The sequence below is a fragment of the Roseovarius sp. B-10 genome (genome assembly GCF_056859295.1).
In genome coordinates this window covers 224,651-249,718 of sequence record NZ_JBSXOE010000040.1, presented here as the reverse complement: position 1 = coordinate 249,718, position 25,068 = coordinate 224,651, and the positions used below count along the sequence as shown (strand labels likewise).

Genomic DNA, 25,068 nt, shown 5'->3' with positions numbered 1-25,068 from the left:
GAGGGTCAGGCCAGCGGGAAATGGCAGGCATGGCGACGCCCATCCGGCATGGTCACATGGGATGGTTTCTCGGCCCGGCAGCGATCTTGTGCCAGCGGGCACCGTCCTACGAAGTCACAGCCCCTGGGCCTGTTGAGCAGGCTGGGCACCTCGCCCGAGATCGACACATGTACCCGGCGGCGGTCGGGGTCGGGCTGCGGCACGCCTTCGACAAGCGCGCGGGTGTAGGGATGCACCGGACGGGCGAAGACCTCGGCGGTGCGGCCCTCTTCGACGATGCGGCCCAGGTACATGATCGCCAACCGGTCGGCGATGTGACGCACCACGGGCAGGTTGTGAGTGATGATGAGGTATCCCAGCCCGTGCTCGGCCTGAAGATCGGCCATGAGGTTGAGGATTTCCCCCTGCACCGACACGTCAAGGCCCGCTGTCGGCTCGTCGGCGATGATGAGCTTGGGGTTGAGTGCCAGCGCCCGCGCCACGCCCACGCGCCGCGCCTGCCCGCCCGACAGCTCGTGCGGGTAACGCGACAGGAAGGGCTTGGGCAGGCGGACCATCTCGGCCAGCCGTTCGGCTTCGGCATCCAGATCAACCCCGGTGATCCCGTGGATCTGGAACGGCTCGGTGATAAGCGCGCGCACCGACTTGCGCGGTGAGAGCGACCCGACCGGGTCCTGGAACATCATCGCCATGTCGCGGCGCAGCGGCTTGAACCGACCCTCGGACATGTTGCGTATCTCGTGCCCCTCGAAGCGCACGCTGCCCGCTTGGGCGGCCACGAGGTTGAGCACCGTGCGCCCCAGCGTCGTCTTGCCCGAGCCGCTCTCACCCACCAACCCCACGGTCTCGCCTGGCGCGACCGAGAGGCTCACGTCGAGCACCGCATCGACGTGGCGTTTTTCGAGCCCCTTGAGCCGCGCGCGCAGCGGGCCCACGGTTTCGAACTGCACGTTCAGGTCCGAAACCTCCAGCAGCGGATCGTCGCGCTTGGCGCGGGCAGGTTTGCCGGCACTCGCCTCGCCCTGCCCCACGGTCATCACGTCCGGCGGCGGTGGCCAGTCCGGGTCGCGATGCGGTCCGTCCAGCAGATGACAGCGGGCAAGGCTCATCTCGCCACGAGTGACATCCGGCGGCTGCGTCTCGCGGCAGACCGGCAGCGCCTTCTGGCACCGCGGCGCATAGATGCAGCCTGAAAGTGGCCTGGTCAGGTCTGGTATGTCGCCAGGAATTACCGGCAGCTTGCGCGACACGTCGTCGATCCGGGCCGGATCGCATTCCAGCAGCGCACGGGTATAGGGGTGTTGCGCGTTGTGGAATATCTCGCGCACCTCGCCCGCCTCGACCACCTCGCCAGCATACATGACAACCACGTCGTCACAGAGTTCTGCGATCAGACCCAGGTTGTGGGACACGACGACCACCGTCGCGTCCAGTTCCTTTTGAAGGTCCTGCAACAGGTGGATGATCTGCGCTTCCATCGTCACGTCGAGCGCCGTCGTCGGCTCGTCCGCCAGAAGTAGCTGCGGCCCCGTGAGCAACGCCATCGCGATGCCCGCACGCTGCCGCATCCCTCCGGAAAAATGATGCGGATACTGGTCGATCCGTTTGTCGGGGTCAGGGATGCCCACCTTGCCCAGCATCTCCACCGCCATACGCCGTTTCTCGGCGGTCGAGAGGTTGGGCCGCCGGTAGAGGATGTCGCGCATCTGCCGCCCGTAGGTCAGCACCGGGATCTGGCTGGTCATCGGGTCCTGGAACACGACCGAGATTTCCTCACCCCGAATGGCGCGCAACTGCGGCTCCCCCGCGTGCAGCAGGTCGCGCTCACCAAAGCGCACCTCGCCACCGGTCACCTCGGCATTCCCTGCCAAAAGGCCCAGCAACGCCCAGAGAACGGTGGATTTTCCCGACCCGCTCTCGCCCACGATTCCGACGATGCGGCCCTTCCGAATAGGAAAGGAGATGTCGCGCAGCGCCTTGACGCGCCCGCGCGGCGTGCGGAAATCGACCGACAGGTTGCGAATGTCGAGCAGCGTTTCGGGGGCCTCAAATATGTCCTTTGGCATCCTAGCGTCCTTTCCCCATGCGCGGATCGAAAACGTCACGCAGCGCCTCACCGAGGAAGGTAAAGCCTAGCGTTGTCAGGATCAGTGGTATGCCTCCGGCAATGACCATCCACGGCGCGTCGCGGATCACCAGATAGCCCTCGTTGAGGATCGTCCCCCAACTCGCCGTGGGCGGCAGCACGCCGAGACCCAGAAAGCTCAGCCCCGCCTCGACCGTCACCACCACAGGCACGTCCATCGCCGCAAGGATCATCAGCGGTCCCATGACATTGGGCATTACGTGGTGCATCAGGAGTCGGGTCATCCCGGCCCCCAACGACCGCTCGGCAAGGATGAATTCGCTGTTCTTCAGCGACAGCGTCGAGGTACGCGCCACCCGCGCGTATTGCGGGATCGAGGTGACGATGACGATGGCCAGAACCATCCCGAGGCTTGGCCCCGTCAGCGCCACGGTGGCCAACGCCAGAACGATCGTGGGAAAGGCGCGCACCGTGTCGAAAACCAGCAGCAGCAGGCTGTCGAGCCAGCGCGGCCCGAGCCCCGCGATCATGCCCAGGATCAATCCGGTGACGAGCGCCACCGACACCCCGATCGCCGCGATCTTGAGCGCGACGCGCCCGCCGTAGAGGATGCGCGACAGCGTATCGCGGCCAAGCTGGTCGGTGCCCGCCAGGTGCTCCCATGTAGGCCCCGACAGGCGCGATGGCACGTCGAGCGTATTGGGCTCATAGGGCGCGATCCACGGTGCGAAGATCGCACTGGCAAAGAACAAGACCACGAGGATCAGCCCCATCAGCCCCTGCCAGTTGGTGAGGAACAGGCGCAGCTTCTCGCGCCGCTCACGGGCGGCGGATTCGCGGAGCTCGGTCTCGGCGAGGTGGTCGGGCAGGCCCGAGGCATCCACCGGCGGCAAACCGGTTTCTGGGTCAGAGCGATTCACGGACACGGGGATCAAACCAAGCTATGAGGAGGTCGGACAACAGGACAACGAGGATGTAGAGGCCGGTGGCCACCAGCACCGCGCCCTGCACGATGGGGAAGTTGCGCGCCATGACGGCGTCGAAAATGAGCTTGCCGATACCGGGGCGTGCAAAGATGATCTCGGCGAACACGGTCGAGGAAATCAGCCCGCCAAAGCCCATGCCGATCAGCGTGATCGTTGGCAGGATAGCCACGCGCAGCGCATAGCCAAAAACCACCCGCTGCGGATGCAGACCGAAGGCGCGCGCCGAGCGGATATAGTTCTCGCCCATCACCTCGAGCATCGAAGCGCGCACCATCCGAGCCAGGTACCCCACCCAGCTCAACCCGATGGCAAAGGCGGGTAGCACCAGGTGCGACAGTTGATCGGCGGTATCGCCGGGCTCGCCCGCGCCGATGGCGGGTAACCAGCGCAGGTGCACGGCGAAAATGAGCAACGCCCAGATCGACACGAGAAACGAGGGCACGGCGATCGTGCCCACCGACAGCACGCCCGTCACCCGGTCGAGCCAGCTGTTGGGCCGCACCGCCGCCAGACAGCCGAGCGGGATGCCCAGCACCATCGCCCAGCCCATCCCCGCGCAGACCAGCGCGAGGGTGAAGCCGATGCGCTCCATGATAATCGCGGTCACGGGCCGGTCCGAGAACACGTCGAGGCCCAGGTCGCCGGTGGCCGCGTTGCCGATATAGATCAGGAACTGCCGCCACACCGGCTCGTCGAGATGCATCTTGGCGGCATAGCGCGCGATCGCCTCGGGCGTGGCGCGCGGGCCCAGCGCGATGGTCGCCGGGTCGCCAGGAATGAGGTACAACAGCGAAAAGAGCACCAGCACGACGAGGCAGATCACCATCGCCGAGAGGCCCAGTCGCTTGACGAGATAGTACAGCACTCAGGCTCTCCCCTACCGGTGCCCGCGTGGCGACCGACCCGCGCCTTGGCGGGGCCGGTCGCGCGGCGATGCGGTTACGCCCGTTCGAAGCGGCGGTAGTTCAGCTCGCCCGAGGGCGCGGCGTTCACCACCACGTCGGTGCTGTGCACGAAGGCCTCAGGCTCATGGTTAATCCAGACATAGGCGCCGGTGTTCTCCATGATCTCCTGCATCCGCACGTAGATGTCGTGGCGCTTCTGCGGATCGGTCTCGTTGATGCCCTCCTGGTAGAGGCGGTCATATTCTTCGTCCGTCCACCGCTCCCAGTTCCACACGCCGACCTGGTCGGAGGTAAACCATTGCGTCGCCTCGTAGGGGTCCGGCGTGGTGCCAAAACGCATGATCCACAGTTCCAGATCCTGCCAGGTGTCGCCCTTGCTCTCCTGGCCCATTTCCCAGAACGGGCCACTGTCGAGCGGCAGCACCTTTACGGTGATCCCGACCGCCGCGAGGTTGGCCTGGATGATCTGCGCCGCCAGCATCCGCTCCTGGTTGTTGAGCGTGCGCAGCCTCAGCTCCAACCCCGACACACCTGCCTCGGCAAGCATTTCACGTGCCTTTGCGGGGTCATAGGCATAGCCCGCGCTGTCGCGCTGCCCGACGAGGCCAGGGCAGATGATGCCGTGGGATTTCGCGGTAGTCCCCGAATAGGCCCCCTGAAGGATCGTATCCACGTCCACCGCGTGCTGTATGGCCTTGCGCACGCGGATGTCCTGCAGCTTGGGATGTTCGGTGTTCATGCCCATCCACATGTATTGCAGCTCGCCCGCCACGGCGATGCCGGTGCCTTCTGGCATGTCCTTGGTATAGCGCGCCAGTGTGTCGGCCCCTACCTCGGTGCAATCCAGTTCCCCGGCCTCGAAGGCCAGTTCGGCGGCCTTGACCTCGGTGATGACATTACACTCGATCCGCTCGAAGGCCGGTTTCGGCCCATTCCAGTCGGGGTTGGCGGAGAAAACTGCGCGCTGACCCGGCGTCGCCTCGTAGGTATATGGGCCGCAGACCGCCGGAAACTGCGTGGTGAACTTGCCGCCCGCCTCGGTCATGGCCTTCTCGCTCAGCACCGCGCCGGGGCCGTGGCAGAGCGTGATCATGATGAATGGTGCAAAGGGCTTCGACAGGACGATGGTGCCGCTGCGCTCGCCCGTCACCTCGACATGGTCCATCGCCTCGAAATAGCCTGACCAGTCGCTGTCCTTCATCCGCTCGTAGGAATACTTGACATCCGACGCCTGTACCGGCCCGTGGCCGCCTGACCATACCAGCCCCTCGGCCAGCTCGAAGTCGATATGCGTGGCATCGCGCTGCTCCAGCCTGGTGACGAAATACGTGGGTTCCCAGGTGAACGTTTCGCCCGCACGGGCGTATTGCGCGAGGAAGGGCAAGCATTGCTTCTGCGCCTCGATTTCGGTGCCGCCGGTCATGTAGCCCGGATCGAGCACGTTGTTATCGCCGTCGATGCGCAGCCGAAGCGTGCCGCCGCCCTGCGCGAACGCGGCGCTCGGCCAGCCTGGCACGAGGCCCATCGCCCCAAGTACGGCAGTGGTGCCAAGAAATCCCCTGCGTGTGGTTCCAGTCTGTTTCATCTCTGTCTTCTCCCTGTTTGTTACCTTTGCAGATCATGCCACGCGAAGGCACGTCAGCCTATTTCGCATCCTTGCGCGAAGTGACGCTGAACTCGCGAATATCAGCTCACATATGATCCCGCGCGATCCGCTCTTCCCAACGCTTTTCCGCTACCAGATCGTCGCCCTCCCAAGCGCGCAACTCGGCTGTGACGATGAAATCGTGCGCGTCCGCTCGAAGCTCTGTCCGGGTTTCCGACCGCACGGACCAGTCGCCACGACTCAGCCCGTAGTGCCACTCGGTGCGTCCCCACGCGGCGGTCACATCGTCAAGCGGCACGCCATAGGTCTCGTATCCCTGCTTGTGCATGGTGATGTCATTGGCCAAGAGCCGCGTCACCCCGCCGCCGTCGGCAATCTGCATCTGCATTTCGTTGCCTGCCGCATCCTCGACGATGCGGAAATAGCTCTCGGGTTCGATGATCTGCTCGGTCACGGGCGGCGGCCCGGCCACCGGAGGGTTGAAGGCGGGCAGCGTATCGTCCAGCGGCGACGGTCCGCGCAGTGGCAGATCCAGGGCGCTGCCCCCGGTATGGATGCTCAGCGTCACCGGCTCGGGGGCTGGCCAGATCATCGGGAAATAGCTGGTCGACAGTGCCAGCCGCAGCCGGTGCCCCGCGGGCAGGCTCTGCGCCACGGGCTTCATCGGGACGGTCACGTCATACACCTCGCCCGGCACCAGCGGTTCGGGCCGGTCGTGCCCGCCGCGATGGGTGAGGTTGAGCGCGCCAAAGCAGAGCCGCGTCGCCCGCCCGTCGGGGTGAACGTCCACCAGTCGCGCCGCGATCTGCGCCACCGGGCGGTCCACGCTCAGCCGCAGGTGCACATTGGCATCCCCGGCAAAGGTCAGTCCCTCCTCCGGCACCTCGATCTCGAAGCACAGGCTGCCCGCATCCTCGCGCCGCTGATCCACCGGCGCATCCCCCGGCGCGCCATAGCCGCACCACTTGCCCGAGGCCATCCCGACATCGGCGGGGCTTTGATGGGTCAACATGGCGCTCTCACCCGGAGACTCAAGGCTTAGCCCGCCGCCGGGTGTGAGGTGAAAGAGCGTGCGCACGACCTGCGGCGAGGGCCATTCCGGCTCGGCGATCCAGCGGCCCGGGCGCGAACCGTAATGGCCCCGCGGTGGCACGCTCTCCTGCACGAAGAGCCGCAACATCGGCTCATTCATGATGCCGGTATCCTGCCCCTTGAGCCAGTGATCCCACCAGCGCAATTCCTCTTGCAGGAAGCCGATCGCCGGCCCCGGCTCTCCGAGGTGTGGATAGCGGTGCGCCCAAGGGCCGACCAGACCCTTTTTCGGGCCTTGAAGGTTCTCCATCAGGCGAAACACGCTGCGGCAATACCCGTCCGCCCAACCCGACACTGCGTAGACCGGCACACGCACCCGCGACCAGTCCTCGCAGATCGACCCGTGCCGCCAGAATTCGTCGCGCCGCTGATGCCCCAGCCAGTTCTTGAGCCACAGCCCGCTGCCCTCCAACCGTTCCAGCCACATGTCGCACCACCTGTCGCCGACATTGGCCGGATCGGGGGGCAACGTGTTGCGCCCGAACATGATCGACGCCCAACTCAACTGCTCGCCCAAAAGACAGCCGCCCATGTAGTGGATGTCATCGGCATAGCGGTCGTCGGTCGAGCACAGCGTCACCACCGCCTTGAGCGCGGGCGGTTGCAAGGCCGCGATCTGAAGCCCGTTGAACCCGCCCCAGGAAATGCCGATCATCCCCACCTTGCCATCGCACCACGGCTGCCGCGCGATCCAGTCGATGGCGTCGCAGCCATCCTGCAATTCCTGAGGCAGGTATTCATCCACCATCAGCCCCTCGGAATCGCCCGCACCGCGCAGGTCGAGCCGGATCACCGCGTAGCCGTGCCCGGCGAGGTAAGGCTGCATCGAGGCATCGCGCATCGTGGTGAAATCATTCTTGCGATAGGGAAGGTATTCGAGGATCGCGGGTACCGGCGCATCCGGCGCACCCTTCGGCATCCAGATGCGCGCGGCCAGCTTGCAGCCGTCTGGCATCGGGATTTCCACATGACTGATTTCCGTTACCTCATACGGAAACGCGTCCACGTGCTTCATTCGTCTACCTCCGGGCCGCTGTTCATCACAGGGATGCGTGTCGTTGCCCAGAGCCTACGCACCGCCGCGCGGCGCGCAATTTCGCACCCTTTCGCTAATTGACGCTATTTAGGCTTCACTATACACATGCGACATGTCTGATGATCTGCGCCACAACCTCGCCCTGCTATGCAGCTATTTTCCATCAATTGCAGAGGTCTGCCGCAGGCTTGACTTCAATCGTCAGCAGTTCAACAAGTACCTGGCTGGCAATGCCTATCCGTCGCGCCACAACATGCGCCGGATATGTGATTTCTTCGGTGTCTCCGAATCCGAACTGTTGATGGAGCCGCAGCAATTCCAGGAGATCGTTTCACTAAAACGCAAGCCGCTCCAGCAGGAAGCGCTGAGCAAGCCCCTGCGCCATCTCGACAGGCTGTATCAGCACAGTCAGGAATTGAACAAATATGTAGGCTATTATTTCCGCTACTTTTATTCCTTTGGTAACCAGGGAAAGGTCATTCGGTCCCTGGCGCTCGTCTACTGCGAGGATGACAAGTATTACTGGAAGAATATCGAGATTCTGCGCGACCCGGAAACCGGACGCACGAGCGGGCTGAACAAATATGAAGGCGTGTTGTTCTACCTTGCTGATCGCCTCTACATTTTGGAGTACGAAGCGATCGAAGTGAATTCCATCACGCAGGCAACGCTTTACCCGAGCCACCGAAGCAGGCTGGGGTTGCTGCTTGGCATACAAACCGGTGGCCCGACACGCCGGGGACGCAAACCCGGAGCCTCGAAGGTTGCATTGGAGTATCTGGGCCGAGATATCAATGTTCGCCAAGCTCTGAAGCGCACCGGGCTCTTCAATCCAGAGGATGGCCTGATACGATCAGAAATCCTCTCCTTGATCGAGAACACCATAGAGCCGTCCACATTTGTTCTGGACGTGGATGAGCCGTGATGTGTGGCTGTTTCAGACCAATTGAACAGGATGACAGTCCCCTGAACGGATATGAAGCGGCCACCGATCACCCATCCGGTCGCGCGCCAAAGTAGTCCCGGCGCCCTGGAAACACTTACGGAGCTCAGGCGACCACCATCGTCGATACGTTCACGTCATCGTCCACCGCAAGCGTGGCAAGCAGCATGCTCGAGCCGTCGAAGAACTGGTAGATGTCAAAGGTCGTGCCGTTGTCTGTAACCGGTCCCGTCCCGGCCGGATTCTTGACGATATCCCCGTCAGGGTTGGTCAGCTCGAGGCTGTCGCCGACGTCTCCGTAGACCGTGGCGCTATCGGGGTCGACGAGGGCTCCGCCGAGGAGCGCCTCGAGGTCAGTATCTCGTTCGGATGACAGCCCCTCGATATCCGCCAGCGTCAGGGACAGGCTGTTGACCTGCCCGTTCTCCATATCCAGTACCTCGATATCGTTGATTGTCAGCGTCGGCAGCACATCGCTTGTCAGATCGCCCGCCATGTCGAACCTAAGCGTGTCGCGCCCGGTGCCGCCGTCGGCCAGAACCGTCCCCGCCGGCGCGCCAAGGGCGATGAGATCATCATTCGCCCCACCAAATATACGGTCGTTTCCGCCGCCACCAAGCAAACTGTCGTTTCCACCGCCACCGATCAGAAGGTCATCGCCCAGACCACCGTCAAGCGTATCCGCAGCCGCGCCACCCAGCAAAAGATCCGCGCCGTCCGAGCTGGTCGGCGATACCGCGCCGTCCGGGGTCGAAAGGCGCCCGGCCTCGACGATGGTGATCTGATCTCCTGTTGTACCGACATCGCCATCAAGGTCGAATACCGCCGTGGCAACAAGGTCATTAACCTCGCCAAGCATGTTTTCTATCCCGACAACTGACGCCAGCGGCAGGGTGAACCCGGTGCCGTCCGCGTCGATCGCGGTCGCAATAACGCCATGATCGGTGCCGTCACTCTCCAGTTCCAGCGAGAAAGAAACCAGCTCAGCAGCGAAGAGCCCAGTTTCCTGGATCTCAGCGGTCAGGTCCGAAGCTGCGGTGATCGTCTTGGCTTCGCCATCGCTGTCGAAGCGGTAATCGGTGCCGCCGATGGTAAAGGTCTGTTCCAGTTTCGTAGGATCGAAGCCGCCGCCAATCCCGAAGGTAAAGATTTCTGGATCATGCGCGTCCCGGATACTTTTGATCGCGTTCTGCCACAGGCTGTCCGAGCCGGATGGCTGCCCATCGGTAATAAAATAGAGGATATCGACCTCGTCATTACCAACGGTGTTCTCCTGATCGAAGAATTCCTTGGCATCGTTGATCGCTTCGTGCCAGTCGGTACCGCCACCCGGGTGGCTTATGCCGTCCAGCGCCGTCTGGATCGCGGCTGCGTCTTGGACCAGATCGAATGGCGTGAAGCCGTTCGCGGGGTCATCCGCCCCGTTCTTGCCATAGCTGGTCGCACCGCTCGCAAAGACGATAATCTGCACATCCACTTGCGGCGCATTGGGATTGTCGAAATCGACGGCCAGTGCTGCGAGCGCATCCTTGACCGCCGTAATCTGGTCGGCGAACTCATCCGCGAAGCTGCCCGATCCATCCATCGCGAAGACAAGGTTGATCGGCGTCGCCTCAACCGTGGAGCGCGTTACGTTGACGCTGCCGGCAGGGCGCCCTTCAACGCTTTCAATGTCTATTGAAATGCCCAACCCGCGATCCTGCGCCTCCTGCGGGCCAGGATCGTTCACGGCGACCGTGACGGTCGCGCTGTCCGACAGGCTGCCATCGCTTGCGGTGACCTCGAAGCTGTCGAATCCCGTGAACCCCTCATCAGGCGTATAGCTGAAACTGCCATCGGAATTGACCGTCACCTCGCCACCGTCCGGACCTAGCCCGCCAAGGCTGAACTGGGGCGACTCACCCGCGTCCGGGTCGAAACCAAGGACCGTGCCGGTGATCGGCCCGTCGTTGTCACCGGAAACCAGGAGGTCCTCGGCCACCGGCGCATCATTCTCGCCGGTCACGGTCACGGTGACCGTGGCGGTCGAGGTTTCGCCTGCCGCGTCCTCGACCGTGTAGGTGAAGCTGTCCGTCGTGGTGACGCCGGCGGCGAGGCTTTCGAACTGGCCGTCGGGATCGTAGGAAAACTGCCCGTTGCCAAGGTTCGTCACCGTGCCCGACGTCGCCAACGTGCCGAGCGTGAAGCTGCGCGTGTCCCCGGCATCGGGATCGGAGACCGGCGCGTTGATCGTGATCGCGGGGCCGTCCTCATCGGCATTCACCGCCACATCCGAGGCCACCGGCGCGTCGTTCTCGCCGGTGATCTCGATCACGGCGCCCTGCGACGAAACCTGCGTGCCGGAGATCACATCGAAGCTCAGGATGAAGCGTCCGCTCTCCCCTGCCCCGAGGAAATCGTAACTCGCCGTGTCCACGGTCGCCGTGGTGGCGCCGATGCTGAACGGGGCCACGGTGCCGGTATCACTGTCCCCCGCCGCCGCGATCGAAAGCGAACCGGCCACGATCTGCGGCGTCTCCGCGGTATCGACATCGCTCGCCGTCAGCACCGTGGCCGGGTCGAAGACCACGTTCGACAACACGCCCGCGTCGCCCTCGGGGACGGGGGCAAAATCGGAGAGCAAAATCACTGGCGCGTCGTTCTCGCCCGTCACGGTCACGGTGACGTCGTTCTCGGCCGTCGCGCCATGCGCGTCCGTTGCCGTGACCCGGATCGTCACGTCGCGCGTCGCACCCGCCGCAAGGTCCTGGAAACCGGCGCCGGGGTCGAAGCTGAGCGTGCTGCCAGTGATGGAGGCGCTGCCCTCGGCGGGAGCCCCGGTGACAGAGTAGCTGAGCGTCGTGCCGTCGTCGTCGCTGTCCACGTCCGTCCCGAGCGCCGCAAGGTCGAGCGTGACCACAGGCCCGTCCTCGACCGCCACCGCACCCGCCGCCGCGAGTGCCGGCGCGTCGTTCTCGCCCGTCACGGTAATCGAGAGAGTGCCAGTATCGCTTAGCTCGCCGGACGTGGCGACGTAGTCGAAGGTGACGACGCGCTGCTCTCCCGAGGCAATATCCTCGTAGGCTTGATCGGCGGCGTCCAGGCTGTAGCCGCCAGCCGAGGCAAGGGTCAGTCCATCGGGCAGTGGGCTCGCGGCATCCGCAGGCGCGTAGGTGATGTCGTCGTCGGGACTGTCGATATCTGTGGCGGCAAGAACACCGGAAATGGTGGTTCCCTCGGCCCCGGCATTCGTTGAGTCGGGGGCCACGGGCGCGTCATCGACCGGCGTCACGTCGATGGTCGCGGTCGCGCTCGTCGAGCCACCTTGTCCATCCGATACGCTATATGTGAAACTGTCCGTGCCGTTGAAATTCTCGTTCGGGGTGTAGGTAAATTCACCCGTTTCAAGCAGAACCACAAGGCCGTTTTCGGTGCCCGTTTGGAGCGAGAAGGTGATCGGATCACCATCCGGATCAGTAGCGGCAAGGGTGCCGTCGAGGCGCGTATCCTCGGGCACTTCAAAACCAGCATCCTCGGGCACAGGTGCATCGTTGCCGTCGAGCTTTGTTGGATCGGGGCCAATATCCGGACTGGGCGTGGCACCTTCCGGATCCTGTCCTCCGCTATCGTCGCCACCGCCGCCACTTTCATCCCCGTCATCCCCGAGATCTGCCTCGGCGCCCGTTTCGGAATCATTGTCGCCGCTACCCGAACGGTTGCTGCTGCTGTCGAGTTCAACAAGGCTCTGCCCCGCTTCCAGCCGCGCAAGAGCAGTGGCATAGGCGGTCGCAGCATCGGCAAGGATTATGGAATCCTCCGCCAAATCGTCGGCCGTGCGCTCGACCTCGTACGCCTCATCGCCCACGGGCACGACCCACTTGGTATCTGTCGTGGTGATCGTGGTGATCTCGTTCCCGTCGAGATCGGTGATGACGATCTCGCCCAGTCCGCCATCGGGATCGGTGTTGAGCGACACCGCGACGGTGGTGACGCCCTGCACGGTCTGAATGTCCACGAGTACGGTGGTTCCGCGAATGCCCATCGTGGCCGATGGTGTCGTCACCTCCATATCGCCGCTCTTGGCGACCTGCCCGGCGATGAAGACAAAACTGCCTTCGACGAGGCTGAACGCGGCAGAGTTATCCTCGGAATCAGCGGCGTACACAAGCTCGTCCAGCACCATCCGCGAGCCCGAGGCGAGAGTAAATATGGTGCCATCCACAAAAGTGATCGAGACCTTGCCGCCGTTCTCAGTGATCAGGACGTCGTTCTGATAGACCTTGGTGCCGATTTGCAGATCGACCAGTGTGCCATCGGCGCGTTGCGCGCGGGCGATACCCTCAAGCGTTTCAACCTGCCCGATGGGGTCGCCCCGCGGGGACGAGCCCACCTGTGCATATTGGCCAGGGGCTTCCGGTCCGGCTAAGCGCTCCACTACCGGGCCACGAAGGGTGGCGCCGTCGGGAGTTGTGAGGTCGGCGGGGGCAGCGTGTGCGAAATAATCGATAATCCGGATAGTCGGCGCGCCCGGATTTTCCAACAAAAGGTCCGGCCCGTCGCGAGTGAAGTCCGCAGAGAACAGAAGGGCGGCATCATTCACCACGACAGCCTCGCCGCCGGCACTCCGAAGGAGAACGGATGGCCCCTCCTGAGGCCCGTCAATCGAGCCCGCGACTTTCATTAATCACCTGTTTTAAAGATTAAACTAATTTAAGTTATAGATGAGTTTCAGATTCGCACAAGTGCGCAGGCACCCAAAGACCCGCCAAAGCACGTAAACGGCCGAATCAACCATCGGCAACATCGTGGCCGGCGCATGCACCAAACATACGAGTAACTTTGCTGAGTACTTGTGCGATTCGCGTCATGTGGATTTCTGCGGAGATTTGGAGGTTGACGCGAACAGCACGGCTGTCTTTGGTACATGGCGAAGCAGCGCCCACCCGGCGCGGCACAGGGGATGGGAAGGGGAGAGGCGATGCTGGGCGCCATGCTGCGCCGGATCGGACCGGGGCGCCTCGCCGGGGTGGCTCTTCTGGCGGTGATCCTGGTGCTGCGGGTCGCGGATCCGCCGACAGTATCGGGTTTGCGCAATGCGGCGTTCGATTTCTATCAGCAGGTCAAGCCGCGCGAACCCAGTCCGGTGCCGGTAACGATCCTCGACATCGACGATCCCAGTATCGAGGAATTCGGACAATGGCCGTGGCCCCGCAACCGGGTAGCCGAGATGGTGAGCAAGACCGCGGCCGCTGGCGCGGTGGCGATTGCGTTCGATATCGTCTTTGCCGAGCCGGACCGTTTGTCGCCTGACGAGGTGGCGCGCGATAATCCGGCGCTGCCAGAAGAGGTGCGGGCGCGGCTTCGGACCTTGCCGGACAATGACGCGCTGCTGGCCCACGCGATGCGGCAGACGCGGGTGGTTCTTGGCCAGACCAGCGTGCGCAGCGCCCGCTCGAACCGCACGGACAAGGTCGCGATGCGCGCGGTACCGCACGCGATCATGGGTGCCGATCCGACACCCTTTCTGCCAAGGTTTCCGGACGTGGTGCGTAATCTCGACATCCTTGAAGAAGCGGCGGCGGGGCGCGGGGTATTCAGCGTGCGGCCCGACCCCGATGGCATCTATCGGCGTGTGCCTATGGTGATGCTGGTGCAGGACACTCTCCGACTGGGCCTGTCACCGGAACTGTTGCGGGTGGCAACGGGGGGTAACGCGTTCGCCCTGCGCAGCAACGAGGCGGGGATCGACGGCGTCGTGCTGGGCGGCAAGATGATCCGTACCGGTCCGGATGGCAGCGTATGGACCTATCTCACGCCGAGCCTGCCAGGGCGTTACGTTTCGGCCGGTGACGTTCTGGCCGACCGGGTGGCGCCGGGGCGGCTGGCCGGTCAACTGGTACTGGTGGGCACCTCGGCCATCGGACTGGAGGATTTCCGGCCCACGCCCCTGGGCGTGCCGATGGCGGGGGTGGAAATCCACGCGCAGCTTCTGGAAAATATCCTGACCGACACTTTGCTGAACCGGCCCAACTATGCCGTGGCGGTGGAGCTGATGACGGTTTTGGTCCTGTCGGCATTGGTGATCATACTGGTGCCGGTGATCGGTGCGCGCCTGATCATCGCGCTGGCGGTGGTACTTCTGGGCGGGTATTCGGGGCTATCCTACTACCTGTTCCAGGAGATGCGGATCTTGCTGGACCCAACATGGCCGGTTCTGGGCACAGTGCTGACACTGATGCTGATGTCGAGCGCCAACTATCTCCGCGAGGAACGCCAGAAGCAGCAGATCCGCGGCGCCTTTGGGCAGTACGTCTCGCCCGATCTGGTCGCCAGACTGCAGGAAAACCCCGAGGCACTGACCCTTGGCGGCGAGCGGCGCGAACTTACGGTGCTGTTCTCAGATGTGCGTGGCTTCACCACGCTGGCCGAGGGATACCGGGACGATCCACCAGGGCTTACGGCGCTGATGAACAGCTTTCTCACCGTGCTGTCGCGGGCCATCCTGCGCGAGGGCGGAACGATCGACAAGTTCATGGGCGATGCCGTTATGGCGTTCTGGAACGCGCCGCTGGACGCGCCGGACCATGCCGCCGCCGCCTGCCGTGCCGCGCTGGCGATGCACGCGGACGTGGCGACACTCAATGCCGAACGCGCGCGCACGGCGGCCGAGGCGAACGACAAGGTGTTGCCCATCAACGTGGGCATTGGCCTCAATACGGGGGATTGCGTGGTCGGCAACATGGGCAGCGACACACGGTTCGACTACACCGCACTGGGCGACGCGGTAAACCTTGCCTCGCGGCTCGAGGGACAATCCAAGGCCTACGGGCTGGGAATCATCCTCGGGTCGGCGACGGCACGGGCGGTCGAAGGCCGGTTCGCGATGATCGAACTCGACCTGCTGCGGGTGAAGGGCAAGATGGAACCAGAGCGGATCTTCGGCCTCCTGGGGGACGAGGTGATGCTCGGGAGGTCCGAGTTTGCCGAGTTGGAGGCAACCAACGCCGAGATGCGCGCAGCCTATTCAGCGCAGGAATGGAACGTCGCAGAGGCCGCGCTGGACCGTCTGGAGGCGGCGGGTAAGCCGCTGGACCTGGAACTTTCGGGTTACGCCATGCTGTATCGTAAGCGCCTAGAAACGCTGCGCGCGGCCCCGCCGGGCGAGGGCTGGAACGGGGTGCATGTGGCCACCGACAAGTAAGCGCACCGAGGCGCAAGCGCCGGGCGATCAACGTTCGCGCAGGGCCTCTGACCGGGCGCGCATCAGTGGGCGCGCCAGGTAGTCCAGCACGGTCTTGCGGCCGGTCAGGATATCGACCTGCGCCACCATGCCGGGGCTGATCGGCAGGGTCGTGCCATCGTCCGCCTCGAGGTCGCTCCGCCAGGTGCGGACCATGACGCGGAAGAACTCGGTTCCCTCGCCGTCCTCGACGGTGTCGGCACCGATGCGCTGCACGGTGCCGTCGAGCGCGCCGTAGACTAGATAATCATAGGCAGTGATCTTGACCGAGGCGGAATCGCCGGGACGGATGAAGGCCACGTCGCGGGGGCGAATACGAGCCTCGATCAGCAATTGGTCATCGCGGGGGACGATTTCTATCAGGGGGCCGCCGGGCTGCACGACCGCGCCAATGGTGGTGACGTGGACGGTGTTGACCGTGCCATTGACCGGTGCCCGCAGGCTGGTGCGCGATACCTTTTCGGTCGCGGCGCGCAGCGCCTCGCGCAGTACCGCAAGGTCGCCGTTGATCCTGGCCAGCCGTTCGCGCGCCGTCAGCACGTAGCCGGTGCGCGCCGAACGGATCTGGCTTTCGGCCTCGTTGATGGCGGCGCGAATGCCGGGCAGGCGGGCGCGAGACACGGCAAGCTCGCCTTCCAGTTCGGCCATGCGGCTTCGCAGGCGCAAGAGCTCGATCCGGGGGACTGCGCCGCTGTCCACGAGGCCGCTGGTCAGGTCAATCTCCTCGGTCAGCGGCGCGATCTGCGCCTCCAGCTTAACCACGGCTGCCTGCAATTCGCGCAAGCCGGACCGGCGCTGCGCGAGCTTGTCGCGAAGCACCGACAGCTCGCTCTCCAGCTGCGCACGGCGGGACAAGAACACCTCGCGTTCGGCCGAGACAGCACCTGGCGCGCGCTCGGCCAGCCCATCGGGAAAGGCAAGGGTCTCGCCGCCCTGCGCCTCGGCGCCTGTGCGCGCGGCCTCGGCCAGAAGCGCCGCCTCGCGTTCGCGCAGCTCACCGCGTTCGGCACCGGCGGATGTGTCGTCGATGCGCATCAGCACATCCCCCTCCTGAACAAGATCGCCTTCGCGAACCTCGATCGCCGAGACGATGCCCCCCTCGAGGCTCTGGACGACCTGAAGCTGGCGGGTCGGCACCACGCGCCCGGTGCCGCGCGTTACCTCTTCGATCTCGTAGAACGAGGCCCACACGAGAAAGGCGGCGATGCCGCCGGCAATCAGCAAAAGCAAGAGCCACGGCCCTTGTCCGCGACCGCGCGGGCGACCGGCGGTGGCGTCGTTCACGAAATCCTCTTCCGTCCTCGGTCCGAACATCCGGTCACTCCGCCGCGCGGCGGGCCGCAGCCTGCTTTAGTTGCGCCACCACCGTATCCCGAGTCCCGTCGAGGATCTTGCGACCACGGTCGATCACGAGCCAGCGGCTTGCCAGATCCGCAAGCGCCGGACGGTGGGTGCACACGACCAGAGCCGTGCCTCCGGCGTTCAACTCGCGCAGGCGCGCCACCACCTCGGCCTCCATGTCACGGTCCATCGCGTTCGTGGGCTCGTCAAGGAACAGCAACTTGGGCCGCCGCAGCAGCAGCCGCGCCAGGGCAAGCCCCTGCCGCTGCCCGCCGGAAAGCTGCGCGCCTCTTTCACCGATGAAGCGGTCAAGCCCCTCGGGATCATCCTTGACGAAGCGATCCATCGCGGCCAGGTGCAGCGCTGCCTCTATCTCGTCCTCGGTGGCGTGGGGTCTGCCGATCACCAGGTTCTCGCGCAGGGTGCCGGTGAAAAGCTCGGGTTCCTGCGGCATGTAACCCACTCCGGCGCGCAGTTCGGCCGGGTCGTACTGCCCCGCCCCGCGCCCATCGATCAGGAGCGTGCCGCTGTCGGGGGTCAGCAATCCGCAGAGCAGCTTACCCAGCGTGCTCTTGCCCGACCCGACGCGGCCCAGAAGCGCGACGCACTCCCCCGGCGCGATGTCCAGCGTGACGGATTGCAGCGCATCCATGCCGGCACCGGGATAACGGTAGGTGACCTCCGTGAGGGTGGCGGCGCCATTGGTCACTCGGGCGCTGCTGCTGACGGCAGGGCTGCGTTCGGGCGCGACCTTCATGAATTGTGACAGGGCGCTCATCGCTCTGAGCGCGTAATGCGCGCGGAATATCGTCTGGGCGATGGTCCCCAGCGGGGCAAGCGCGCGGCCAGCGAGGATGTTCGCCGCAATGAGCGCGCCGATGGTTATCCGGCCCTCGGCCACGAGATAAACGCCCCAAACGATGATCGCCACGCTGACACCCTGCTGGATCATCTGGGTGCCAGATGCGGCGAAGCTCGACCAGAAGCGGCTGCGCCCGCTGATCCGCGCAGTTGCGGCGCTAGCGCGATCCCATTCGCGCTGCATGACCGGTTCGGCGTTGAGGGTTTTGATGGTTTCCAGCCCCATGAGCGATTCCACCAGCACCGCCTGTCGACGACCGGCCAATGCCTGTGCGGCACCCGCCGCGCGCCCCATCGGAAGTTGCGCGACGATGGCGAGAACCAGCACGATCGGCACCGCCACCAGAGGCACGATCGCCAGCGGCCCCACAAGGACGTAGAGAACGAAGATGAAGAGGCCGATGAACAGCAGGTCGATCAGCGACACGAAACTGGCGGAGCCAAAGAATTCGCGCACCGCCTCGAAGTCGCGGATATGGCTCGCCAGCCCGGCCGCACCGCCGGGCCGGTCGGCCACCCGCAGGCTGAGCGCGTGCGAAAAGAGCGTGGCGGCAATGCCGGTATCCAGCCGTCGACCGACGGTTTCCAGCACCCCGGTCCTTAGGCTGCGCAGGGCCAGATCCAGCCCGATGGCCAGCGCCACCCCGATCGCCAGCGTCCACAGGGTTACGTAGGCGAGGTTGGGGATAACCTTGTCGTAGACGTTCATCACGAATATCGGCAGCGCGAGCCCCAGCATGTTTATCAGTAACGCCGCGATGACGACCTGAAACCAGCCGGAGCGGTTCTCGCGCATAGGCCCCCAAAACCAGTGCCGAGGCCGGTCCTGCACCTTGGCTTCGAGCCGCCGGTCGACTAGATCGTCGCGCACGGAGGCGAGCATGATCTCGCGCTGAACACGCCGGGCAAGCTGTCGCAGTGGGACTTCGCGGTCGGGGGCGTCGCGACCCGGTTCAAGAACGCGCGCGTTGCGCCGGTCGGGCGAAAAACCCAAAAGGATGAGAGGACCGCCAGCGCGGTCGAACAGAACACAGGGCAACACCGCCGGGTCGATCTGACGAAGCTTGCGAAGCACGAGCCGCGATTTCAGACCGACCGCGGCCAAGGCCCGTGCAAGGGTTTCGGGATCACGCCCGTCGAACCCGGCGGGCATGCGGGCACGCACCGCCTCCGGACTCCAGGGTCGGCCATGATGGCGAGCCAGCCATGCGGCGGTTTCCAATCCCGGTATCGTGTCACTGTCGGAGTCCGCTCCATCCTCTCCGGTGTGCCGCTCGGGTGCCCCGGCGGAGGCCGACCCGACAGCTGGTGTCATTTCAGGGACCTGATCTCTGTCTTAAAGATCGCCGCGGCCCGCGGGGCATTTTGCGCGCGGGCAGTAAAGTCAGGTTCAAGCGGAACATCTGCCGGTTCGACACCAAAATGCATGGCCAGGCGGCTTTGCGACGCGAGCATCCGGTACTGGTTGAAGGTGAAACCCGCCTCCGCGCTCACATTCTCGAACGCCACATTGAAGAATGTCCGTTCCGCATCCAGCACGTCGAGCAGGCTGCGGGTACCGGCGCGGAATTGATCCCGGTATTGTTCCGAGGTGTTGCGCGCAGCCGAAACACGCCTGTCCAGAAGCACGGTACGTTCGATGCTCGTATGGTAGGCGTTCCAGCTTCTCTCGGCCATCTCGCGAACCTCGCGCACCACCTTCTGGCGCTCGGCCTCGGCCTGCAACGTGCGCTGCTGCAGAGCACGGCGGCGCGCGTCACGGCCCCCGGCGAAGAGTTCCCAATCTAGCCGCACGCCTACGAAGGCATCCGATTCAGATCCGGATGTACCCGCGATGTTTCGCCCCGTGCGCACACCAGCCTGAAGCGTGACCTGTGGCTTCTCGTCGGCGGTGGTGATACCGTTCTGGAAGCGGGCCTGCGCTATATTCTGGCCGGACTCCATCAATCGAAAACTGTTGCGCAGGCTGCGCAAAACCATCTCGCTCTTGGTCATCGGCAAATTCGCGACGGCCGGCACGGGCTGTGTGCCGTGAGGATCGTGACCGATCACCGCGCGGTAACGCGCACGCGCATCGGCCACCGCGCGTTCCACGTCGAGCCGTGACAGCTGGGCCGCCAGCAGACGTTCCTGAACTTCGAACCGGGCACTGACCGGTAGCTTGTCACCGTCGACCAGATCATCGACCTGCCGCGCAATTTCCTGGTGGCGCGCGATGTTGCGAGTTGCCACATCCAGAAGACGGGCGTGCCTGACCACGTCGATATAGGCCTCCACAGCGTTGAGTGCCATCGTCTCGGACGCATCGAGCAGGCCGAAAATCGCCTCGTCCAGCCGCGAGGCGTTACGGTAGACAAGGTTGGCGCGGCGGTAGCCGTCGAACACTGTCAGCTCAGCCGTGAGGCCGATTTCGCGATTGAATTTGGTGTCACGGTTATCGATGGGGCCAAGCCGGTCGAGATCGTCGTATTGTTCTGCACCAGCCTCGCCGTAAAGCAACAGCCGCGGCTGATACTCGCCGCGCAACTGCAGCAGTTCCAGCGCCGACGCCTTCACATCGGCATTCGCGGCACGTCCAGTGGGGTTGGTCGTGACCGCGGCGCGGACCGCCTCACGCAGGCTCTCCGCAGTCGCGGGGAGCGCCAGGCCGACAAGCAGCCCGAACGACGTGGCAATCGCTGATGTCAAACCTTTCGTCGTCGGTCGGAACCGGCAAGCCAATTTTGTCAGCGCCATTAATAATTCCCCAAGAAAAGTTAATACAAACAGATTCAGAAAGTGTAGTTCAAAGTCAATCAAAACACAGGTTGGCTACCCGGAAGAAATGGAAACTGGGTGCAATTATCACACAATACCCAACGCCAGCCAAACGATTGCCACGTAAGTCACCTGGTGGGCGAACTGATCGAGTCCAGTGAGGCCCCAGTAGCCCTTTTCCTGCGGGCTCCAGCCCGACCACCTCAATAGCCGGTCCTTGGTCCAGTCTATGTGATAGTGGAGAACAAACTCGACCGCCGCGAGACCAACCACCGTAAGGACAGTCATCGGCGTCCAGATCAGCACCGGCACCGTCAGCAGGCCGTGCAGCCCGGCATGGGCAATACCGCCCAGATGCCCGTAAGTGCCCTTGTTGCGCACCATCCAGCCCGTCTGCCAGATAAAATCCGCAAGCAGGTGCTTGACCTGGAAAAGCAGCATCAGGATCAGGAGCGTGGCAGGTGTCATGTCTGGTCTTCCAGAAGCTTGTTGGCGCGATCGAGCCTCTCGACCGGTCTCGCAGCGACGAACCGATGCAGGGTCGTGGCGAGGTCGGGGGCCTTGTTCACGATCTCGCGCATCCGGGTTTCGCTTGCGCGATACACGACCGCTTCGGTTTCCGCAATCACGTCGATGGTAGGTGAAAGACCTGCATAGCTTGCGATCACGGCCACGGGTGCCTCGGTGCGCAGGACGCGCGGGGGGGGGAGCCAGCCAAATCCGACGTTCATTCCGCAGCGGGTTTTCGCGTCATCTTCGTGTTGGCCTCTATCAACTTGCTCTTGATCGCGGCATTGAGATGCTGATCGAGTGAGGCACGGAATTCCTCGTCCGAGCGGATCATGCGGCGCAGGATATCTCCGGAGATGGAGAAGACGCGCGAAGGAGCCTCGATCCTGACAGTTGCCGAGGCGCGGCCTGGTTCCATCACATTCATCTCGCCGATAAATCCCTCGCGAATCTCGGCGATCTTGCCCTCATTGAAATACACGCCGGCCAAACCGTCACTCAAAAAGTGAAGATGCGAGACCGCTTCGCCCTCGGTCGTCAAGTCCACCCCGGGCTGCGCATCGCGCCACACGCCGGCATTGAGCAGCCGCCGCGACATCGGTTTCGGCATCCGCGCCAACCCCCGTTTGACGAGCTGCGCTTCCTCGTCGTTGAACCGCAGACGATGGTGTATCAGAAAAACCCGCGTGATGCCCACGACGCTGATCACCACCCAGCAACCCTGAATGATCGCAGAGGCCAGGTTGAACTCCGCCGACAGGCTGATCAGCACGAAAATCGCCGCAATCATGTTGAGCAACGCGTAGCGATAGCCGCTGCCACGTATCAGACCGAGCTGCAGACAAATATACGCACCGAGATATACGGAGACGCCAGCATATCCGGCCCAGTCATACACGCTTGTAGTGAAAAACATCGTCACCCGCGTTCTCCCCAAGACGATGCTTTCGCGCAACCGGGTGAACGAGGCTGCGAACTCTGAATGCCACAGGGCCGCTATTGTGACAAGTTGTTTGGGAGATGTGACGAGTACCGGTCTGGAGCCCGCCGGTCAGCATGCTGGAGCGAAGAGTTTGCGGAGGCCACGGGAACTCGCCCGACCCGCATGATAAGCGCTCCGGTCAACGCGCTGCCCCAGCAGCCCGGTTCCGGTCGCGCTCACGCGGCCTCTACCATTCGAATGCGGAGTTGCCGGTCCTCGCGCCAACAGCTCCCCGCGCAACGGCATGGGCTGAGAGCGACCCGCGCGTTTTCGTGACAGCACGAGATTTGTTCCCATATATTCTTGGATTGGCGGCGGGGGTTCTGCCTCAATCTGTGTGGCACAACTATCCTGAAACTGGAAAATTCAGGAGGCATAGTCGTGAGTTCAAAGAAGCGCTGGTCGCCCGGGAGCGATGTTTCGGTTCACAGCGTTGAGCGAAGTGATTTCGGCGGTTGGCTTGTATCCGGCATTCTGGCACCTCAAGGCCTCTGCCCAGACTGTGGTTTGCATTCACGACGACGTCACGGATGGCGGCATCCGCGGCTGCAGGATTTTCCCGCACATGGAGACGGGGTCACAATGGAACTCCAGGTTTGCCGCTGGCGATGTTTGGCTTCCGCTCGCCCGCGCCGGACGTTTTCAGACCACGTTTCCTCGATTGCACTTCCATTTGCACGTCGCACCTCGCGTGTCGGGGAGATTGTCAGTAATCTTGGGCATGCGACAGGTGGGCGGTCTGCCGAGCGGCTCTTGCACCGTTTGGGCATCGGAGTCAGCGATGACACGGTGCTTCGGCAACTTAGGTGTTCAATCCCACGGTTTGATGGTGTGATCCTTTCGCAGGAATGGAAGGAAGCACTATCGGGAGTCGATCAAGCGTGAAGTGCTTGAGGGTGAGTTTGAAGGTGTGCTGCAAAGCCTACAGCCCACAGAGGGCCTGTTTGCGCTCGTCAAAGCCATGTTCCGCGATGCGTGGGATATTCGCCTTGTTTAGGCGTCTGAGGCCTCCAAAGGTCTGAAGGCGAACGTCAAGCAACTGGAAAAGCAGATCGATCAGCGCCTTGAGCGCATCGTGAATGCGCGCAACGGCTCTGTGGTGTCGGCCTACGAGGAGCGTATCGCCAAGCTGGAGCGGGAAAAAGTTCTGGCTGAAGAACAGCTCGCCCAAAGCGGCAAGCCTCGTCATACCTTCGAGGAGTCGTTCGAACACGCAATGCGATTCCTATCACGCCCTTGGAAAATCAGGATAAATTCCAACTTAGACCTGAAGAAAACAGTCCTGAGACTGGCCTTTGTAGAGCCTTTACCCTACTGCCGGAATCAGGGACTTCGAACATCTAATTTAGCCTTACTGTTCAAGGCTTTACGTGACATTTTCGGCAACAAATGTGAGATGGCGCACCCAGTAGGATTCGAACCTACGACCTTCGCCTTCGGAGGGCGACACTCTATCCAGCTGAGCTATGGGTGCACGCGGGGCAACCTATAGCCGTCCGTGTCCGATGCCGCAATCGCAAATTCAGCCGAAGAGCTCGTGGGCAAGCTCCAGCGCTTCGATCAGCGCATCCACCTCGGCGCGGGTGTTGTACATGGCAAACGAGGCCCGGCAGGTGGCGGTCAACCCGAGATGATCCATCAGCGGCCCGGCGCAATGGTGGCCCGCGCGCACAGCGACGCCCTTCTTGTCGAGGATGGTCGAGATGTCGTGCGCATGCGCCGCGCCGTTCATCGTGAAGGAAAAAATCGCCGCCTTGCCGTCCGCCGTCCCCTGAAGTCCGAGCCAGTTGAGCCCGGATAAACGCTCCATCGCGTAGGCGGCGATGTCAGCCTCGTGGGTGGCGATCGCATCCATGCCGACACTCATCATGTACTCGAGTGCCACGCCCAAACCGATGGCCTGTACGATGCCGGGCGTGCCGGCCTCGAATTTCATCGGCGGATCGTTGTAGATCACTTGGTTCTTGCTGACCTCGCGGATCATATCGCCGCCGCCCATGAAGGGGCGCATCTCGGCGAGGCGCTCATTTCGCACGAAGATCGCGCCAGAACCGGAAGGTCCATAGAGCTTGTGGCCGGTGATGGCGTAGAAATCGCAGCCCATATCATCCACATCGACGGGCATGTGAACCGCCGACTGGCTGCCATCCACAAGCACCGGCACGCCCTTGGCGCGGGCCGCGTCGCAGATGGATTTCACATCAACAACGGTTCCCAAAACGTTGGAAAGATGGGTGATCGCTACAAGTTTGGTTTTCGGCCCGATGGCGTCGATCACCTTTTGCGGATCGAGCGCCCCGCGCGAATCCACATCCACCCACTTCAATGCCACGCCCTGCCGCTCGCGCAGGAAATGCCACGGCACGATATTGGCGTGATGCTCCATGACCGACAGGACGATCTCGTCGCCCGCCTCCATCCGCGGCATGGCCCAGCCGTAGGCGACCATGTTGATGCCCTCGGTGGTGCCCGAGTTGAGCACGATCTGCCGCTCGTCCGCGACGCCGAGGAAGCGCGCCACGATGCCGCGCACGGCTTCGTACTTCTCGGTTGCGAGGTTGCTGAGGTAATGCAAACCGCGGTGAACGTTGGCGTATTCTTGGGAATAGGCCCGGGTGACCGCGTCGATCACCGCCTGCGGCTTCTGCGCGCTGGCTCCGTTGTCGAGATAGACCAGCGGCTTGCCGTTCACCTCGCGCGAGAGGATCGGGAAATCAGCGCGGATTTTCTCAACGTCATACATC

Annotated in this window: 17 protein-coding genes and 1 tRNA gene; 3 read left to right on the top strand and 15 right to left on the bottom strand. The window is 63.4% G+C overall.

Translation table 11 applies throughout. The annotated features are described in order from the left end of the window. Positions 1-5 precede the first annotated feature (5 nt). The 5 genes from AC13D8_RS17465 to AC13D8_RS17445 all read right to left on the bottom strand — a co-directional run bounded on the left by AC13D8_RS17465 (position 6) and on the right by AC13D8_RS17445 (position 7,690). Positions 6-2,066 carry a dipeptide ABC transporter ATP-binding protein gene (locus AC13D8_RS17465; RefSeq protein WP_482969887.1) on the bottom strand — a complete coding sequence of 687 codons (2,061 nt, stop codon included), beginning with the start codon at positions 2,064-2,066 and terminating at the stop codon, positions 6-8. 1 nt (position 2,067) lies between these two features. Then, positions 2,068-3,006, bottom strand: a complete 939-nt coding sequence (locus AC13D8_RS17460; protein WP_482969886.1) for an ABC transporter permease — start codon at positions 3,004-3,006, stop codon at positions 2,068-2,070. Continuing rightward, on the bottom strand, positions 2,993-3,937 hold the full coding sequence (locus tag AC13D8_RS17455; RefSeq protein WP_104018645.1) for an ABC transporter permease: 945 nt from the start codon (positions 3,935-3,937) through the stop codon (positions 2,993-2,995). Before AC13D8_RS17455 ends, AC13D8_RS17460 begins: the two co-directional genes overlap by 14 nt. Before the next feature lie 74 nt (positions 3,938-4,011). Beyond that, on the bottom strand, positions 4,012-5,562 hold the full coding sequence (locus tag AC13D8_RS17450) for an ABC transporter substrate-binding protein (protein WP_482969885.1): 1,551 nt from the start codon (positions 5,560-5,562) through the stop codon (positions 4,012-4,014). 106 nt (positions 5,563-5,668) lie between these two features. Next, positions 5,669-7,690, bottom strand: coding sequence for a CocE/NonD family hydrolase (locus tag AC13D8_RS17445; protein WP_482969884.1), 2,022 nt, complete (start codon positions 7,688-7,690; stop codon positions 5,669-5,671). 133 nt (positions 7,691-7,823) lie between these two features. Here AC13D8_RS17445 and AC13D8_RS17440 point away from each other — a divergent pair, with 133 nt between their 5' ends. Beyond that, positions 7,824-8,636, top strand: a complete 813-nt coding sequence (locus AC13D8_RS17440; RefSeq protein WP_482969883.1) for a helix-turn-helix domain-containing protein — start codon at positions 7,824-7,826, stop codon at positions 8,634-8,636. A gap of 124 nt (positions 8,637-8,760) precedes the next feature. Here AC13D8_RS17440 and AC13D8_RS17435 read toward each other — a convergent pair whose 3' ends face one another. Continuing rightward, positions 8,761-13,023, bottom strand: coding sequence for an Ig-like domain-containing protein (locus tag AC13D8_RS17435; protein ID WP_482969882.1), 4,263 nt, complete (start codon positions 13,021-13,023; stop codon positions 8,761-8,763). Between the two features lie 534 nt (positions 13,024-13,557). Here AC13D8_RS17435 and AC13D8_RS17430 point away from each other — a divergent pair. Beyond that, positions 13,558-15,834: a CHASE2 domain-containing protein gene (locus AC13D8_RS17430; protein WP_482969881.1), complete on the top strand. Its 2,277-nt coding sequence runs from the start codon at positions 13,558-13,560 to the stop codon at positions 15,832-15,834. Positions 15,835-15,861: 27 nt separating this feature from the next. Here the strand turns inward: AC13D8_RS17430 and AC13D8_RS17425 are convergent, their stop codons facing one another. From AC13D8_RS17425 to AC13D8_RS17400, 6 genes are all read right to left on the bottom strand, one after another. After that, positions 15,862-17,187 (bottom strand): HlyD family type I secretion periplasmic adaptor subunit, encoded by a 1,326-nt coding sequence (locus AC13D8_RS17425; protein WP_482969880.1) that lies wholly within the window; start codon positions 17,185-17,187, stop codon positions 15,862-15,864. Between the two features lie 4 nt (positions 17,188-17,191). Then, positions 17,192-19,390, bottom strand: coding sequence for a type I secretion system permease/ATPase (locus AC13D8_RS17420; RefSeq protein WP_482969879.1), 2,199 nt, complete (start codon positions 19,388-19,390; stop codon positions 17,192-17,194). After that, positions 19,387-20,811: a TolC family protein gene (locus tag AC13D8_RS17415; protein WP_482969878.1), complete on the bottom strand. Its 1,425-nt coding sequence runs from the start codon at positions 20,809-20,811 to the stop codon at positions 19,387-19,389. Before AC13D8_RS17415 ends, AC13D8_RS17420 begins: the two co-directional genes overlap by 4 nt. Before the next feature lie 108 nt (positions 20,812-20,919). Continuing rightward, the gene (locus AC13D8_RS17410) at positions 20,920-21,300 is read right to left on the bottom strand and encodes a DUF3307 domain-containing protein (RefSeq protein WP_129433217.1); all 381 of its coding nucleotides are present in this window, start codon (positions 21,298-21,300) and stop codon (positions 20,920-20,922) included. Then, positions 21,297-21,563 carry a hypothetical protein gene (locus AC13D8_RS17405; RefSeq protein ID WP_482969877.1) on the bottom strand — a complete coding sequence of 89 codons (267 nt, stop codon included), beginning with the start codon at positions 21,561-21,563 and terminating at the stop codon, positions 21,297-21,299. The genes AC13D8_RS17410 and AC13D8_RS17405 overlap by 4 nt, the downstream gene beginning before the upstream one ends. Then, complete coding sequence (locus AC13D8_RS17400) at positions 21,560-22,258, bottom strand: cyclic nucleotide-binding domain-containing protein (RefSeq protein ID WP_482969898.1); 699 nt, start codon at positions 22,256-22,258, stop codon at positions 21,560-21,562. Before AC13D8_RS17400 ends, AC13D8_RS17405 begins: the two co-directional genes overlap by 4 nt. Positions 22,259-22,705: 447 nt before the next feature. On the opposite strand from AC13D8_RS17400, the gene AC13D8_RS17395 reads away from it, so the two are divergent. Continuing rightward, positions 22,706-23,209: a transposase family protein gene (locus AC13D8_RS17395; RefSeq protein WP_482969876.1), complete on the top strand. Its 504-nt coding sequence runs from the start codon at positions 22,706-22,708 to the stop codon at positions 23,207-23,209. 37 nt (positions 23,210-23,246) lie between these two features. On the opposite strand, the gene AC13D8_RS17390 is transcribed toward AC13D8_RS17395, so the two are convergent. The 3 genes from AC13D8_RS17390 to AC13D8_RS17380 form a co-directional block, all read right to left on the bottom strand. Further along, positions 23,247-23,537 carry a hypothetical protein gene (locus tag AC13D8_RS17390; protein WP_482969875.1) on the bottom strand — a complete coding sequence of 97 codons (291 nt, stop codon included), beginning with the start codon at positions 23,535-23,537 and terminating at the stop codon, positions 23,247-23,249. 184 nt (positions 23,538-23,721) lie between these two features. Beyond that, positions 23,722-23,798 (bottom strand) — tRNA-Arg (locus AC13D8_RS17385). Positions 23,799-23,846: 48 nt separating this feature from the next. Next, positions 23,847-25,067 (bottom strand): cysteine desulfurase, encoded by a 1,221-nt coding sequence (locus tag AC13D8_RS17380; protein ID WP_482969874.1) that lies wholly within the window; start codon positions 25,065-25,067, stop codon positions 23,847-23,849. Position 25,068: the final 1 nt, after the last annotated feature.